The sequence below is a fragment of the Arthrobacter sp. RIT-PI-e genome, assembly GCF_001187915.1.
Taxonomy (GTDB): Bacteria; Actinomycetota; Actinomycetes; order Actinomycetales; family Micrococcaceae; genus Arthrobacter_D.
The window spans coordinates 67948-83795 of record NZ_LGIU01000043.1 but is presented as its reverse complement, the minus strand read 5'-3'; the positions used below and the strand labels follow the sequence as shown (position 1 = coordinate 83795).

The 15848-nt window shown below is 68.8% G+C and carries 16 protein-coding genes and 1 pseudogene; 11 read left to right on the top strand and 6 right to left on the bottom strand.

The window, feature by feature from the left end; all coding sequences use genetic code 11:
- Positions 1 to 34: 34 nt before the first annotated feature.
- The 5 genes and pseudogenes from glyA (at position 35) to AC792_RS04670 (ending at position 5019) form a co-directional block, all read left to right on the top strand.
- Positions 35 to 1342 (top strand): serine hydroxymethyltransferase, encoded by a 1308-nt coding sequence (glyA, locus tag AC792_RS04690; RefSeq protein ID WP_049829396.1) that lies wholly within the window; start codon positions 35 to 37, stop codon positions 1340 to 1342.
- Positions 1343 to 1346: 4 nt separating this feature from the next.
- A pseudogene (locus AC792_RS16830) lies at positions 1347 to 2222 on the top strand (bifunctional methylenetetrahydrofolate dehydrogenase/methenyltetrahydrofolate cyclohydrolase); the annotation flags it as partial.
- Between the two features lie 70 nt (positions 2223 to 2292).
- A complete protein-coding gene (locus AC792_RS16825) occupies positions 2293 to 3243 on the top strand; it encodes an ABC transporter ATP-binding protein (RefSeq protein WP_049829394.1) in 951 nt (316 codons plus the stop codon).
- Between the two features lie 88 nt (positions 3244 to 3331).
- Positions 3332 to 4189 (top strand): ABC transporter permease, encoded by an 858-nt coding sequence (locus tag AC792_RS04675; protein ID WP_049829509.1) that lies wholly within the window; start codon positions 3332 to 3334, stop codon positions 4187 to 4189.
- A complete protein-coding gene (locus tag AC792_RS04670) occupies positions 4186 to 5019 on the top strand; it encodes an ABC transporter permease (RefSeq protein WP_049829393.1) in 834 nt (277 codons plus the stop codon). The genes AC792_RS04675 and AC792_RS04670 overlap by 4 nt, the downstream gene beginning before the upstream one ends.
- A gap of 22 nt (positions 5020 to 5041) precedes the next feature.
- Here the strand turns inward: AC792_RS04670 and AC792_RS04665 are convergent, their stop codons facing one another.
- On the bottom strand, positions 5042 to 5740 hold the full coding sequence (locus tag AC792_RS04665) for a class F sortase (protein WP_049829392.1): 699 nt from the start codon (positions 5738 to 5740) through the stop codon (positions 5042 to 5044).
- 10 nt (positions 5741 to 5750) lie between these two features.
- The gene (locus tag AC792_RS04660) at positions 5751 to 6527 is read right to left on the bottom strand and encodes a CHRD domain-containing protein (RefSeq protein ID WP_049829391.1); all 777 of its coding nucleotides are present in this window, start codon (positions 6525 to 6527) and stop codon (positions 5751 to 5753) included.
- Positions 6528 to 6699: 172 nt separating this feature from the next.
- Here AC792_RS04660 and AC792_RS04655 point away from each other — a divergent pair, with 172 nt between their 5' ends.
- The 5 genes from AC792_RS04655 to AC792_RS04635 all read left to right on the top strand — a co-directional run bounded on the left by AC792_RS04655 (position 6700) and on the right by AC792_RS04635 (position 10802).
- Positions 6700 to 7188, top strand: a complete 489-nt coding sequence (locus AC792_RS04655) for a hypothetical protein (protein ID WP_049829508.1) — start codon at positions 6700 to 6702, stop codon at positions 7186 to 7188.
- Between the two features lie 48 nt (positions 7189 to 7236).
- Positions 7237 to 8070, top strand: coding sequence for an exodeoxyribonuclease III (locus tag AC792_RS04650; protein WP_082177418.1), 834 nt, complete (start codon positions 7237 to 7239; stop codon positions 8068 to 8070).
- 16 nt (positions 8071 to 8086) lie between these two features.
- Complete coding sequence (gene trpS / locus AC792_RS04645; protein ID WP_152916025.1) at positions 8087 to 9127, top strand: tryptophan--tRNA ligase; 1041 nt, start codon at positions 8087 to 8089, stop codon at positions 9125 to 9127.
- 3 nt (positions 9128 to 9130) lie between these two features.
- Positions 9131 to 9730 (top strand): 2'-5' RNA ligase family protein, encoded by a 600-nt coding sequence (locus tag AC792_RS04640; protein WP_235436371.1) that lies wholly within the window; start codon positions 9131 to 9133, stop codon positions 9728 to 9730.
- Between the two features lie 70 nt (positions 9731 to 9800).
- Positions 9801 to 10802, top strand: coding sequence for a YihY/virulence factor BrkB family protein (locus AC792_RS04635; RefSeq protein ID WP_152916024.1), 1002 nt, complete (start codon positions 9801 to 9803; stop codon positions 10800 to 10802).
- A 135-nt stretch (positions 10803 to 10937) separates the two neighbouring features.
- Here AC792_RS04635 and AC792_RS04630 read toward each other — a convergent pair whose 3' ends face one another.
- The 4 genes from AC792_RS04630 to sdhC form a co-directional block, all read right to left on the bottom strand.
- A complete protein-coding gene (locus AC792_RS04630; protein WP_049829388.1) occupies positions 10938 to 11726 on the bottom strand; it encodes a succinate dehydrogenase iron-sulfur subunit in 789 nt (262 codons plus the stop codon).
- Positions 11726 to 13504, bottom strand: coding sequence for a succinate dehydrogenase flavoprotein subunit (gene sdhA, locus AC792_RS04625; RefSeq protein WP_049829387.1), 1779 nt, complete (start codon positions 13502 to 13504; stop codon positions 11726 to 11728). Before sdhA ends, AC792_RS04630 begins: the two co-directional genes overlap by 1 nt.
- 76 nt (positions 13505 to 13580) lie before the next feature.
- On the bottom strand, positions 13581 to 14048 hold the full coding sequence (locus AC792_RS04620; protein ID WP_049829386.1) for a succinate dehydrogenase hydrophobic membrane anchor subunit: 468 nt from the start codon (positions 14046 to 14048) through the stop codon (positions 13581 to 13583).
- A gap of 6 nt (positions 14049 to 14054) precedes the next feature.
- Positions 14055 to 14453 carry a succinate dehydrogenase, cytochrome b556 subunit gene (sdhC, locus tag AC792_RS04615; RefSeq protein ID WP_082177417.1) on the bottom strand — a complete coding sequence of 133 codons (399 nt, stop codon included), beginning with the start codon at positions 14451 to 14453 and terminating at the stop codon, positions 14055 to 14057.
- Between the two features lie 247 nt (positions 14454 to 14700).
- Here sdhC and AC792_RS04610 point away from each other — a divergent pair, with 247 nt between their 5' ends.
- Positions 14701 to 15840: a mannose-1-phosphate guanylyltransferase gene (locus AC792_RS04610; RefSeq protein WP_049829385.1), complete on the top strand. Its 1140-nt coding sequence runs from the start codon at positions 14701 to 14703 to the stop codon at positions 15838 to 15840.
- Positions 15841 to 15848 lie beyond the last annotated feature (8 nt).

The window sequence follows — 15848 nt, the reverse complement described above, 5'->3', positions numbered from 1 at the left end:
GACTGAGACGCGAGACCCAGAGAAGGATCGACACATGACCACTTCCCCCACGGTTCCCTCCCGGACCGCCGCAGACTCCGTCACCAACACGCCCCTGGCCGAGGTGGACCCCGAGATCGCCGCGGTGCTGCGGGACGAACTCGCCCGGCAGCGCGACACCCTCGAGATGATCGCCTCGGAGAACTTCGCGCCACGCGCCGTCCTCGAGGCGCAGGGGAGCGTGCTCACCAACAAGTACGCGGAAGGCTACCCGGGCCGCCGGTACTACGGCGGATGCGAGCACGTGGACGTGGCCGAGAACCTCGCGATCGAGCGGGTCAAGGCACTGTTCGGTGCGGAGTTCGCCAACGTGCAGCCGCACTCCGGGGCACAGGCCAACGCGGCCGCGCTCTCCGCCATGATCACGCCCGGCGACAAGATCATGGGCCTCTCGCTCGCCCACGGCGGGCACCTGACCCACGGCATGAAGCTGAACTTTTCCGGCAAGCTCTACGAGGTCGCGGCCTACGGTGTCGAGGAGGACACCCACCGGCTCGACATGGAGCGCGTCCGTGAGCAGGCGGTGGCCGAGAAGCCCCAGGTGATCATCGCCGGCTGGTCCGCGTACCCCCGGCAGCTCGACTTCGCGGCGTTCCGCTCCATCGCCGACGAGGTCGGCGCGCTCCTGTGGACGGACATGGCGCACTTCGCCGGTCTCGCCGCCGCCGGCGTGCACCCCAACCCGGTGCCGTACTCCGACGTCGTCACCTCCACCGTGCACAAGACCCTCGCCGGACCCCGCTCGGGCGTGATCCTCGCCAAGCAGGGGTGGGCCAGGAAGATCAACTCCAACGTGTTCCCGGGTCAGCAGGGCGGCCCGCTCATGCACGTGATCGCAGGGAAGGCCACGGCCTTCAAGATCGCAGGGTCCGCCGAGTTCAGGGAACGCCAGGAGCGTGTGCTCGAGGGCGCCCGGATCATCGCCGAGCGCCTCACCGGCACCGACGTCGCCGAGCACGGTGTCTCCGTGCTCACCGGCGGCACCGACGTCCACCTGGTCCTCGTCGACCTGCGGAACTCCTCACTGGACGGGCAGCAGGCCGAGGACGTGCTGCACTCGGTGGGCATCACCGTGAACCGCAACGCGGTGCCGTTCGACCCGCGCCCGCCCATGGTCACCTCGGGGTTGCGCATCGGCACGCCGGCGCTCGCCACCCGCGGCTTCGGCGCCGCCGAGTTCACCGAGGTGGGCGAGATCATCGCCGCCGCGCTGAAGCCCTCCCCCGACGTCGACGCCCTGCGCGCCCGCGTCTCCGCCCTCACCGCGGACTTCCCCCTCTACCCGGGCCAGGAGCAGTGGTAGGAGCATGAGCACCACCGCCCGCGTCCTCGACGGGAAGGCGACCGCCGCGCAGATCAAGGCGGAACTCACCGAGCGGGTGGCCGTGCTGCGCGAGCGCGGCGTCACGCCCGGGCTCGGCACCGTGCTCGTGGGGGAGGACCCCGGCAGCCACTCCTACGTGGCGGGCAAGCACCGCGACTGCGCCCAGGTGGGCATCACCTCGGTGCGGCGGGACCTGCCGGACACCATCACCCAGGAGGAGCTGGAGGCGGTCCTCGACGAGCTGAACGCCGACGACGCCACCACCGGGTACATCGTGCAGCTCCCGCTGCCCGCGCATCTCGACACCAACGCGATCCTCGAGCGGATCGACCCGGCCAAGGACGCCGACGGGCTGCACCCCACCAATCTCGGGAAACTGGTGCTCAACGTCAACGCGGAGCTGGACTCGCCGCTGCCCTGCACGCCGCACGGCATCGTGGAGCTCCTCGCCCGCCACGGGATCGAGCTGAAGGGCCTCGACGTCCTCGTGGTCGGACGCGGCGTGACCGTGGGGCGGCCCCTCGGTCTCCTGCTCACCCGCAAGCAGGGCAACGCCACGGCGACCCTCGCCCACCCCGGGACGGCGGACCTCGCGGCGCACCTCGGCCGGGCCGACGTCGTCGTCGCCGCCGCCGGGATCCCGCACATGATCCGCGCCGGGCAGCTCAAGCCCGGAGCCATCGTGCTGGACGTCGGCGTCAGCCGCGTGGAGGACCCGGGGACCGGGAAGGCCACCCTCACGGGCGACGTCGCACCGGAGACGGCCCCCGTGGCCAGCTGGTTGTCCCCGAACCCCGGGGGGGGGGGGCCCAGGGCGCGCGCCAGGCTCCTGGCCACCGTGGGGGGGGGGGCGGGGCGCGGGGGGGGGGGGGGGCCCCCGCCGCGCCGATGCCCCGGACACCTCCCGCGACCGGGGGTCGGCCCCTACGCTGGGGTGCGTGCACTCTCCTCCTCCCGGTCCGCCGGTGATCTCCGCGCAGGACCTCAGCAAGCACTACGGCGAGTTCAAGGCCGTGGACGCCATCTCCTTCGACGTCCCGGCAGGGGAGTCCTTCGGCCTCCTGGGCCCCAACGGGGCCGGCAAGTCCACCACCATGCGGATGATCGGCGGGGTCTCCCAGCGCACCTCGGGTGCGCTCACCATCATGGGGCTGGATCCCGAGGAGCACGGCCCCGAGGTGCGGGCCCACCTCGGCGTGGTGCCGCAGCAGGACAACCTCGACGAGGAGCTGAGGGTGCGCGACAACCTGCTGGTGTACGGCAGGTACTTCGGGCTCCCCATGAGCTACCTGAAGCCGAAGGCCGACGAGCTGCTCGAGTTCGCCCAGCTGACGGACAAGGCCTCCGCGAAGGTGGACGCCCTGTCCGGGGGCATGAAGCGGCGCCTCACGATCGCGCGGTCGCTGATCAACGAACCGAAGATCCTCCTGCTGGACGAGCCCACCACGGGTCTGGACCCGCAGGCACGCCACATCCTGTGGGACCGCCTGTTCCGGCTCAAGGAATCCGGCGTCACCCTGATCCTCACCACCCACTACATGGACGAGGCGGAGCAGCTCTGCGACCGCCTCGTGGTGGTGGACAAGGGCCGGATCATGGCCGAGGGCTCACCGGCGCAGCTGATCCGCGAGCACTCCACCCGTGAGGTGCTGGAGCTGCGCTTCGGCTCGGAGCGGAACACCACGGTGGCCGGTGAGCTCCACGGCATCGGCGACCGGCTGGAGCCGCTGCCGGACCGCATCCTCATCTACGCGCACGACGCCGAGGCCGCCCTGGACGAGGTGGTGGCACGCGGGCTCCGGCCCATCACCTCCCTCGTCCGCCGCTCGTCCCTCGAGGACGTCTTCCTGCGCCTCACCGGGAGGAGCCTCATTGACTGAGCCGACCCCCGTGCAACAGCGCTCCGACGCCGACGGTGATGATAACGACAACAGTGACAACAACGACGGCGTGGCCGCCGGGACCGCGGTGACCCCCGGCCGGCAGGGTGCGGTGCTGCCTCCGCGCCTCTCCGCCCACGCGCCGGGGGTGTCCGCGGTGCGCGCCCGGAAGTTCGGGTCCTGGTACTACGCCGAGCACGTCCTGCGTGCCATGAGGAGCTACCGCTGGACGCTGCTCGCCTCCAGCGTGGGAACACCGGTCATGTACCTCTTCGCGATGGGCGTGGGCCTGGCCACGCTCGTGGACCAGAACTCGGAGGGCTCGTTCGGCGGCGTCAGCTACCTGGTGTTCATCGCACCGGCGCTGCTCGCCTCGGCCACCATCATGACCGCCGCCACCGAGTTCACCTACCCCGTGATGGACGGCTTCAAATGGCGGCGGGTGTACTACGGTCCGCACGCCTCCCCGCTCGGCACCCACCAGATCGTGAACGGGCACATCATCGCCATCACGGTCCGGCTGAGCCTCACCACGATCGTCTACTTCCTCATCATCGCCGCCTTCGGGGCCTCCCCCTCCGCACTGGGATTCCTCGCCGTCCCCGTGGCCGTGCTGGCGGGTCTGGCCTTCGGACTGCCGCTGCTCGCCTACTCCGCCCGGCTCGAGGAGGACCGCGGGCAGTTCGCCCTCGTGATGCGCTTCGTCGTCACCCCGCTCTTCCTGTTCTCCGGCACCTTCTTCCCCCTGGACACCCTGCCGGTGTTCCTGCGGTGGATCGGCTGGATCTCCCCGCTCTGGCACGGCACCGAACTCGGCCGCGCACTGACCTACGGGTACGCGCTGCCGCCCTGGCTCGCCGTCGTGCACGTGGTGTTCCTGCTGGCCCTGTGCCTGATCGGGTGGCGTGCGGCCCGCTCCGTCTTCGCCAGGAGGCTCGGCAGATGACACAGCACCTCACTTTGGAGGATTACCGGATCCAGGCCTCGGAGCGCCGGCTGACCGCGCTCTACTCCCGGAACGCCCGGGCCGTGATCGCCCGCGGCCTCCTCGCCACCCGCAGCAGCAACTGGATGATCATGGTGTCCGGCTTCTTCGAGCCGGTGCTGTACCTTCTGTCCATGGGGGTGGGCCTCGGTGCCCTCGTGGGTACCGTCGCCGGCCCGGACGGCCAGGAGATCAGCTACGCGGCCTACATCGCCCCTGCGCTGCTGGCGGTCTCCGCCATGAACGGCGCGGTGTACGACAGCACGTGGAACGTCTTCTTCAAGATGAACTTCGCCAAGCTGTACCAGGGCATGCTCTACACCTCGCTGGGGCCGCTCGACGTCGCGATCGGCGAGATCTTCCTCGCCCTGCTGCGGGGTGCCCTCTATGCGACGGGCTTCACCGCGGTCATGGGCCTGATGGGTCTGCTCACCACCCCGGTGGCGCTGCTGATGATTCCCGCCGCCGTGGTGGTCGCGTTCGGCTTCGCGTCCTTCGGCATGGGCATCACGAGCTTCATGAAGACGTTCCAGCAGATGGAGTGGGTCAACTTCGTGATGCTGCCCATGTTCCTGTTCTCGGCCACCTTCTATCCGCTGAGCGTGTACCCGCAGGGGATCCAGTGGTTCATCCAGGCTCTGCCGCTCTGGCACGGGGTGGAGCTGCTCCGGCAGATCAGCGTGGCGTCCTTCAGCACTGCCACGCTGATCCACCTCGCGTACTTCCTGGTGATGATCGTCGTCGGGATGCTGCTGACCACCCTGCGGCTGCGGAAACTGTTCCTCAAGTAGTTCCCGTCCGGCGGCGGCGGCGTCAGTTCACGAGCGTCGCGTACACCACGTAGTTGTCGTCGAACTCCCCGGTCTCCGGGTTGTACCCGTCGCAGGTGATGAGACGCAGCTCGGACCCGGCGGTGTTGCCGTACACCTCGAGGGGGGGGAAGTCGTTCTTCATGTACGTCTCGCCCCGCTGGAACTCGAACACGGCGGTGCTGCCGTCCTTCCGGCTCACCTCGATGCGGTCGCCGGCACCGAGTTGCCGGAGACCGGCGAACACGCCGTCGCCGCCGTCGGTGGCATTCACGTGGCCCAGCATCACGGAGGGTCCACGCTCACCCGGTGTGGGGGACTGGTTGTACCAGCCGGCCGGGGAGCCGGGTTCGCCGGGCGGCACCTCCAGCGTCCGGTTCTCCCGGAGGCCGAGACTGAGCAGATCCGTGCGCACGTCGATCGACGGGACGCTCAGCGTCACCGGTTCGGAGGCGGCGAGCACCGCAGGCTCCGCCGGAGTGGCCGGAGCAGCAGCGGGGGCCGACGACGGCGACGGTGTCCCCGGCGCGGTCGTCGGTGCGGCGGCGGACGGCGCCGCGGAGGTACTCGCGCTCGACGACGGCGGAGCGGTGGGGGACGTGCCCGCCGGGGCATCAGCGGACCCGCACCCGGTCAGGAGAAGGAGAACGGCCACCGCCGGGGCGATGAAGCCCCGGCGACGGCCGCCCGTGGAACTGATCATGAGATCAGTATCACGCGTTGTTCGCTGCGTTGCGACGAACCACGAACACTCCACCGGCTGCTGCGGCGAGCACGAGGCCACCACCGAGGGCGATCATGCCGGCCGTGTTGGAGGACTGGGTGGCGACACCCGTGTCGGCTCCACCGGAAGGCATGGCGGCCATCTGGGTCTTCACCAGGGTGCCGCACAGGGCGGGCGAGGTGGCGCCGAGGGGCAGCGCGGGGTCCAGGTCGCTGGGCGATGCGAAGACGGCCTCGGGCACGCCCGCGGTCGCGGGGTCCAGACCGTGGACGACGACGACCGCGGTGCCGGCCTCGAGGGACGCCTTGGTGGCGTCGTCGAGGGTGATGGTGCGGTCGATGGTGTAGCTGCCGCCCTGGCCGCCGAGCTCGAGGTTCAGGCCCTCGGCCGGGGTGGTGGCACCGGAGGTGGTCAGCGTGGTGAGGATGTCGCCGTAGCGCCCCGCACCCTCGGTGACGCTGACGATGCCGTCGCCGTTGGCGTCATCGGCTGCCGTGGGGCAGACACCCTGGGCGCCGCCGTGGACGTGCTGGACGTGCGGGTACGGTCCGTCCATGAAGGTCTCGGCGAGACCGGAGACCTGGAGCTTCACGGCCGCCTGGTCGCCGGTGACGTCGACGGTGATCGACCCGGTGCCGGTGGTGCCGTTCAGCTGGCCCAGGGTGGACGAGTAGCTGCTGTCCGCGGCCAGGGCCGGCGAGCCGGCCAGCGCGATGGCGCCGAGGGCGAGGGTCGGGACTGCGAGGAGTCGCATCTTCTTGTTCATCGGAAAATCCTCCATGTGTGCGAATGGAATGCACCGTAGGGCGCACTCGGATGGACTTCGGGGTGAGGGGGATCACGGATTGGTCCGGCTGGGAAGTTTCTCGGAAAGTTCCGGCAGTTCGCCCCGGGTGGAAGGAAACGGCCGCTGCGCGAACATGCGGGACAATGGATCCATGCAGTCAGTCGGGAGTAGTGAACGGCCTGCGGGCCGAGGTGTGAGCATGCGGATGGGCAGTATCGGGATGGCCATCATGCTGGTGGTGTTCCTGGTGGCGGTGGTCTTCGCGGCGAACCAGAACGACGTCATCGGGTGGCTGGTGGTGATCATCTCCCTCGGCTGGCTCCTCGTGTTCAGTTTCGTGGTATTCAGCCTCCGGTCCGCCGCACGGAAGGCCGCCGCACGGCTGCAGGGCCACATGGACCCGAAGAACGGGGCGTCCGCCGCGGGGGCTCCTGCGGCGGCCGACCGGGCACGCGACCTCAAGCTGGATCACAGCTTCAAGATCGTGCAGGTGCAGGTGGGTGTGGTCCGTGAGTACCTCGGCAAGGACGAGGGCATGGTGGAACGTGCGCTGGAGACCATCGAGATCACCTCGCACAACGCCCGTTCCATGATGAAGGGATCCTCCGAGGGGCCGGTCGAGGGCACCGTGGTCGACTGACCCCGGGGTCGGATCCTCCGCCTCCGTGTCCCGGGCGTCGCGGGTAAGGTGGATCGGGTGAGTCCGGCATCCCCCCCTTCGCAGACACCGCTCCGCATCGCCTCCGTCAACGTCAACGGGGTACGTGCCGCCTACCGGCGCGGGATGCAGGACTGGCTCTCCGGCCGCGAGGTGGACGTCCTCTGCCTCCAGGAGGTGCGGGCGCCGGATGCCGAACTCCGCAGACTGCTGGGCGAGGACTGGCACATCGTCCACACCGAGGCCGAGGCGAAGGGCCGTGCGGGAGTCGCCATCGCCTCCCGGACCGAACCGACCGCCACCCGCACCACCATCGGTGACCCCTTCTTCGACACCTCGGGGCGCTGGGTGGAGATGGATCTGCAGGTGCGCGGGGTCTCGCTGACCGTGGTCAGCGCCTACGTCCACTCCGGTGAGGCGGGGACCCCGAAGCAGGAGGACAAGTACCGCTTCCTCGACGCCATGACCGTGCGGCTCCCGCAGCTGCGCGACGGCGCCGACCACGCCGTGGTGGTGGGCGACCTCAACGTGGGTCACACCCCGCTGGACATCCGGAACTGGAAGGGAAACCTCAGGAAGGCCGGGTTCCTCGAGGAGGAGCGCGCCTACTTCGACCGGTTCTTCTCCGAGGAATGCGGGTTCCTCGACGTCGCCCGGCTCCTCGCCGGTGACGTGGACGGGCCCTACACCTGGTGGTCCTGGCGCGGCAAGGCGTTCGACAACGACACCGGGTGGCGCATCGACTACCAGCTGGCCACCTCCGCCCTCGCGAGGAACGCCGCCAGTTCCACCGTGGACCGGGCGCCGAGCTGGGAGGCGAGATTCTCGGATCACGCACCGCTCGTCGTCGACTACCAGATCTAGAGTGCAGGACGCCCCCATGACCAGCCCCACCACGCCGATCGCCGTGCCGCGCCAGCGCATCCTCTCCGGGATGCAGCCCTCCGCCGGCTCCCTCCACCTCGGGAACTACCTGGGGGCCCTCGTGCACTGGGTGCGCCTGCAGGAGACGTACGACGCCGTCTTCTTCATCCCCGATCTGCACGCCATCACCGTGGCCCAGGACCCCGAGGAGCTCGCGCACCGCACCCGGCTCACCGCGGCCCAGTACATCGCCGGTGGCGTGGACCCCGACCGCGCCACGCTCTTCGTGCAGTCCCACGTTCCCGAACACGCCCAGCTCGCCTGGGTGCTCAACTGCTTCACCGGATTCGGTGAGGCGTCGAGGATGACGCAGTTCAAGGACAAGGCCGCACGCCAGGGGACCGACGCCGCGAGTGTGGGCCTGTTCACGTACCCGATCCTGCAGGCCGCCGACATCCTGCTGTACCAGCCGGACGGCGTGCCGGTGGGGGAGGACCAGCGGCAGCACGTGGAACTCAGCCGTGACCTGGCCCAGCGTTTCAACACGCGTTTCGGTGACACCTTCACCGTGCCCAGGCCCTTCATCCAGAAGGAGTCGGCGAAGATCTACGACCTGCAGAACCCGACCGCGAAGATGTCCAAGTCGGCGTCCTCGTCCGCCGGCCTGATCAACCTGCTCGATGATCCCAAGGTGACGGCCAAGCGCATCCGCTCGGCCGTCACCGATGCCGGTACCGAGATCCGGTTCGACCAGGCGGAGAAGCCCGGGATCTCGAACCTGCTCGCCATCTACTCGGCGCTGTCCGGCAAGGAGGTCCCGCAGCTCGAGGCGGAGTACGAGGGCCGGATGTACGGGCACCTCAAGGTGGATCTCGCCGAGGTGGTGGTGGACGCACTCGCTCCCGTACGGGCTCGCGCCCAGGAGCTGCTCGAGGATCCGGCCGAGCTGGACCGGTTGCTGGCGAAGGGTGCGGCGAAGGCCCGGGAGCTGGCGTCCCCCACGCTCGCGGCGGTCTACTCCCGTGTCGGGTTCCTGCCCGCCACCGGGACCTTCTGACCCGTGGAGATCTCGCCCGACCACCTCGACGGTGCCACAGCGGCGCCGCTCGGCCATGGTTCGAGCGGCAACAGCGTGGGCGTGACGATCACCATCCCCGAACCGCTCGCCGGGGCGCTGGAGTCCTGGCGTGCCTCCTTCGGCGACCCGATGGCGACGGTGGTGCCACCGCACATCACGCTGATCACCACCACCCCTGCATCGGACTGGCCCGCCATGGCGCAGCACGTGCGTGCCGTGGCCTCCCGGCAGCATCCGTTCCTGGTGCGCCTGCGGAGCACGGGGTCCTTCCGGCCCGTCTCCCCCGTGGTGTACCTGAAGGTGGACGAGGGGTTCGACGAGTGCGTGCGGCTGCACGAGGAACTGCAGTCGGGACCGCTGGAGCGCGCGCCGGAGTTCCCCTTCCACCCGCACGTCACCGTGGCCCACGACGTCTCCGACGCCGGTATGGACGCGGCCGAGCAGCAGCTCGAGACGTTCCGGGCGTCGTTCGAGGTCCGGTCCGTCGGCCTGTACGAACAGCTGCCCTCCGGACTGTGGAAGCAGAGGGAGGAAGTGCACTTTGGCCAGGTCCCTGACCGCTCCGAAGCCCCCGCCGGCTGATCGACCCTCCCCGGCGGACCTCGCGCAACTTCGGCGGAAGGTCATCGCGGCTCGCGTGAACGTGGGGCGGTTGAAGCGTTCCGACGGCGGCACGGTGGCTCTGGTCCTCGCGCGGGTGGACCTGGTGCTCTCGAGGTTCTTCACGCTACGGGTGGTCCGCGTGGTCAACCTGTACCTCGAGCGCCGCGGGCCGCTGATGGCGGCCGGGCTCGCCTACCGGTTGTTCTTCGCCATCTCCGCCCTGCTGGTGGTGGGCTTCGCGACCGCGGGCCTGGTCATCAGCGGGAACGAGGGCCTGCAACGCGTGATCATCCAGGCGGTGGGCGCCGCCGTGCCGGGGCTGATCGACACCGACGGGACGGGGGGCGACAGCGACGCCGGGAACGGACTGTTCACCCCCGAGGACCTGTTCGATCGCACCAGCGGTCTCGGCCTGACGCTCCTGCTCTCGACGGGCGTCATGCTCGTCACCTCACTGGGCTGGGTCTCCGGGATGCGTCAGGCCATGCGGGGTGTGTTCGGGCTGGCTCCCGTGGCGGTCCACCCGATCGTGCTCCGCGTCCGCGACCTCGGCACGCTCGCCCTGCTCGCGGTGGTGATGGTGCTCACCACGGTGCTCGGTGTGATCGCGAACAACACTCTCGGCGCCCTCTTCGCCCTGCTGGATCTGCGCGGGATCAGCCAGGTGCTGACGCAGATCGCCGGGTTCGGGGTCATGATCGTACTCGACACCATGGTGATGCTCGTCCTCCTGAAATCGGCGTCCGCGATCACGATCCCGCGTGCCGTCCGGTTCCAGGGGGCCCTGATCGCCGGCATAGGGAGTACGCTGCTCCGGACGTTCTCCGCCCAGCTGCTCGCGTCCCTCAGCGACAATCCACTGCTCTTCCCGTTCGCCGTCATCCTGGCGTTGTTCGTCTGGTTCTTCATCCTCAGCCAGGTCTACCTCCTCGCCACGGCGTGGTGCGCCGTGGGGTCCATGGACAGGGAGGCCGCTCTCGAGCGGCGGAAGCACGAACGGGTCGGGTCGCTGCTGAGGCAGAGCCGGCAGCGGAACCACACGCGCACCTGACGGGCGCGTCCACGGGCCGGTCCGTCGACCCGGGCCCCCGGGGACGCAGAAGGGCGGCCCGTCCGGGACGGGCCGCCCTTCATCGATCGCTGTTCCGCGAGCCGGGGGTCGCCTGCTCCTCGGCAGGCGGAGGAATCAGATCTTGCGGGTCAGGATGGCCTGCTTGACCTCGGAGATCGCCTTGGTCACCTGGATGCCGCGCGGGCAGGCCTCGGAGCAGTTGAAGGTGGTGCGGCAGCGCCACACGCCCTCCTTGTCGTTGAGGATCTCCAACCGCATGTCGCCGGCGTCGTCGCGCGAGTCGAAGATGAACCGGTGGGCGTTGACGATCGCCGCAGGGCCGAAGTACTGACCGTCCGTCCAGAAGACGGGGCAGGACGACGTGCAGGCCGCACAGAGGATGCACTTGGTGGTGTCGTCGTACCGCTCACGCTCCTCGGAGCTCTGCAGGCGCTCCTTGGTGGGTTCATGGCCCTTGCTGACCAGGAACGGCATGATCTCGCGGTAGGACTGGAAGAAGGGCTCCATGTCCACGATCAGGTCCTTCTCCACGGGGAGGCCCTTGATGGGCTCCACGAGGATGGGCTTGGACGTGTCGAGGTCCTTCAGGAGGGTCTTGCAGGCCAGCCGGTTGCGGCCGTTGATGCGCATGGCGTCCGAGCCGCACACGCCATGGGCGCAGGAGCGGCGGAAGGACACCGAGCCGTCGTGCTCCCACTTGACCTTGTGCAGGGCGTCCAGCACGCGGTCCGTGCCGTACATGGTCAGCTTCCACTCGTCCCAGTAGGCGTCGTCGGACGACTCCGGGTTGTAGCGGCGGACCTTCAGGGTGATGTCGAACGTGGGGATCTCTCCGCCGCCGCCGACTCCGGGCGCGAGCTCGACCTTGGAGGCCGGCTCCTTCTCCGTCGTTTCAGTGCTCATCAGTACTTACGCTCCATGGGCTGGTATCGGGTGAAGATCACCGGTTTGGTCTCAAGGCGCACACCGCTGGTCTCGGTGGCGGTGGGGTCCTTGTAGGCCATGGAATGGGTCATGAAATTCTCGTCGTCACGCGTCGGGTAGTCCTCGCGGAAGTGCCCGCCACGCGACTCCTTGCGGTGCAGGGCCGCCGCCGTCATGACCTTGGCCATGTCGAGCAGGAAGCCGAGCTCCACCGCCTCCAGCAGGTCGAGGTTGAACCGCTTGCCCTTGTCCTGCACGGTGATCCGTGTGTACCGCTCCTCGAGGGTGTCGATCACGCGCAGTGCCTCGAGCAGGGTCTCCTCGGTACGGAACACCTGGACGTTCGCGTCCATGATGTCCTGCAGCTCCTTGCGGATCTGCGCCACCCGTTCCGTACCCTCCGAGCTCCGTGCCCGGTTCAGCAGCTCCTCGGTCTCGACGGTCGGGTTCTCGGGGATCTCCACGAAGTCCGCCGTCAGCGCGTACTCCGCAGCAGCGAGGCCGGCGCGCTTGCCGAAGACGTTGATGTCCAGGAGCGAGTTGGTGCCGAGCCGGTTGGAGCCGTGGACCGACACGCAGGCCACCTCGCCGGCCGCGTACAGCCCGGGGACCACGGTGTCGTTGTCGAGCAGTACCTCGGCCTTGATGTTGGTGGGGATACCGCCCATGGCGTAGTGCGCCGTGGGGAACACCGGCACCGGCTCCGTGTAGGGCTCCACGCCGAGGTACGTGCGGGCGAACTCCGTGATGTCGGGCAGCTTCGCGTCGATGTGCGCCGGCTCGAGGTGGGTGAGGTCGAGGAGGACGTAGTCCTTGTTCGGCCCCGCACCGCGGCCCTCCCGCACCTCGTTGGCCATCGAGCGGGCCACGATGTCACGGGGTGCGAGGTCCTTGATGGTGGGGGCGTAACGCTCCATGAAGCGTTCGCCCTCGGAGTTGCGGAGGATCGCACCCTCTCCACGGGCTGCTTCCGAGAGCAGGATCCCGAGTCCGGCGAGGCCGGTCGGGTGGAACTGGAAGAACTCCATGTCCTCGAGGGGGATCCCGCGGCGGAAGGCGATGCCCATGCCGTCACCGGTGAGGGTGTGCGCGTTCGAGGTGGTCTTGTACACCTTGCCGACACCGCCGGAGGCGAACACCACCGACTTCGCCTGGAAGATGTGCAGCTCACCGGAGGCCAGGTCGTAGGAGACCACACCGGCCACACGCTTCTGGATCCGCGTCTCGCCGTCGACCGTCACCTCCTCGTCCACCATCAGCATGTCGAGGACGTAGTACTCGTTGTAGAACTCCACGTTGTGCTTCACGCAGTTCTGGTACAGCGTCTGCAGGATCATGTGACCGGTGCGGTCGGCCGCGTAGCAGGAACGCCGGACGGGCGCCTTGCCGTGATCCCGGGTGTGGCCACCGAAGCGGCGCTGGTCGATCCGGCCCTCCGGGGTGCGGTTGAACGGCAGACCCATCTTCTCGAGGTCCAGGACCGCCTCGATGGCTTCCTTCGCCATCACCTCGGCCGCGTCCTGGTCCACGAGGTAGTCACCGCCCTTGACGGTGTCGAACGTGTGCCACTCCCAGTTGTCGTCCTCGACGTTGGCCAGTGCGGCGCACATGCCTCCCTGCGCCGCACCCGTGTGGGAACGCGTGGGATAGAGCTTCGTCAGGACGGCGGTGCGGGCGCGCTGGCCCGACTCGATGGCTGCGCGCATCCCTGCACCGCCCGCGCCGACAATGACGACGTCGTACTTGTGGACCTGCATTCTGGTGGCTCTTTCTGTTGGAACAGTCGAATTCGCTGTGAGGACCCGCACGCCGGGTCCCGGCTCGTACCGGGAGCTACGCGGCGGGGCAGTAGTCCGCGACGTGGGGTACGCCGTTGATCACGGGGCAGGGGTCGAAGGTGAAGATCACGAGGGTGCCGAGCACCACGATGACGACCGTCGCGGTGTAGAGCACACCCTTGAGCCACATGCGCGTGCTGTTCTTCTCGGCGTAGTCGTTGATGATCACCCGGATGCCGTTGGTGCCGTGGAGCATGGCCAGCCAGAGCATCGCGAGGTCCCAGATCTGCCAGGTCGGGTTGGCCCACTTGCCGGCCACGAACCCGAAGTCGATGCCGCTGATGCCGTCACCGGCGACCAGGTTGACGTACAGGTGGACGAAGATGAGCACCACGAGGATGGCGCCGGAGAGCCGCATGAAGAGCCAGGCGATCATCTCGAAGTTGCCGCGGGAGGTGGTGGTGCGGGAGTAACCCGGCGTCATCCGGCCGGAGCGCGGGGTTTCGATGGTGGGAGTGGCCATGGCGTACTAACCTCCGAAGACGTGCGAAAGGTGGCGGATCGAGAAGGCGATCATGACCAGCGCCCAGAGACCGAGAACGCCCCAGAGCATCTGGCGGTGGTACTTGGGACCCTGCTTCCAGAAGTCCACGAGGATCACCCTGATGCCGTTGAACGCGTGGAACACGATCGCCGCCACGAGACCGAGTTCACCGAGACCCATGATGGGGTTCTTGTAGGCGCCGATGACGGCGTCGTACGCTTCGGGGGAGACCCTCACCAGTGACGTGTCCAGCACGTGCACCAGGAGGAAGAAGAAGATCACGACCCCGGTGATGCGGTGGGCCACCCAGGACCATTGGCCCTCGCGGCCACGGTAGAGGGTCCCGGCTGGGATCAGCTTGCTCGGTGACAGTGTCTTCGGCATTGAAAGTACCTCCCTGCATCGCGTGGGCGTCAGCGCGTTGTACGCAGGGATTACGCCGTGCGACGCCACTCTTGAATCCATAATAATGTAGGCCGGTGACAGTCCCCGTTCAATTTAGGCGGCCCTCACCCCTGGCGCCCTGACGTCAGGCGTGCGCCCGCCGACAGGGCGCCGGCACGCCGTCGTCCTCCCGACATCGGGCCCGGCGTCGGGCCGGGCGCGCCCGGTGTCGGTTACCTTGGGAGGGATGACTACCGAGAGGGCCGCTGCCCAGACCCCCGACAATGCGCTCGATCGCTTCTACGGCGTGATCCCCGCGGGAGGCACGGGCACCCGCCTGTGGCCGTTGTCCCGTGCTGCGGCGCCGAAGTTCCTGCACGACCTCACGGGCTCCGGGAGCACGCTGATCCGCGCCACCTACGACCGCCTGCGTCCCCTGTGCGACGGCCGCACCATGGTGGTCACCGGCGTGGTGCACCGCCGCGCGGTCCTGCAGCAGCTCCCCGAGATCGAGGACATCAACCTGGTCCTCGAGAGTGAGCCGAAGGATTCCGCCGCGGCGATCGGGCTCGCCGCGGCGATCCTGCACCGGCGGGACCCGCGGATCATCATGGGGTCCTTCGCGGCCGACCAGGTGATCGCACCGGTGGAGGTGTTCCAGGATGCCGTGCGCGAGGCGATCCTGACCGCCGCGCAGGGCTACATCGTCACCATCGGTATCCAGCCGACCCACGCCTCCACCGGCTTCGGGTACATCAGGGCGGGCGAATCGCTCGCCGTCGACGGTGCCCCCACCGCCCGCAGCGTGATCGAGTTCGTGGAGAAGCCCTCCCAGGAGATCGCGGAGAGCTACCTCGAGGGTGGGGACTACTCCTGGAACGCCGGCATGTTCGTGGCGCCGGTGGACCTCATGCTCAAGCACCTGTCCACGAACGAGCCCGAGCTGTACGCGGGTCTCCTGGAGATCGCCGAGGCGTGGGACACGCCGCGCCGGGTCGAGGTGGCGAGGCGGGTGTGGCCGGGTCTGCCGAAGATCGCCATCGACTACGCGGTGGCGGAGCCGGCGGCCGCTGCGGGCGACGTCGCCATGATCCCCGGGACGTTCACCTGGGACGACGTCGGGGACTTCGCCGCCATCGGACGCCTCAACCCTGCCGAGGAGAACAGCGACCTCAAGGTCATGGGCGAGGGCGCGCGGGTGTTCTCCGAGAACGCCTCGGGCATCGTGGTGTCGGACACCAAGCGCGTGATCGCGCTCATCGGGATCGACGACGTCGTGATCGTGGACACCCCCGACGCACTGCTCGTGACCACCAAGGAGCATGCGCAGGAGGTCAAGAAGGCCGTCGAGCGGCTCCGGGCCAGCGGGGACACCGACGTCCTCTAGGAGGAGGG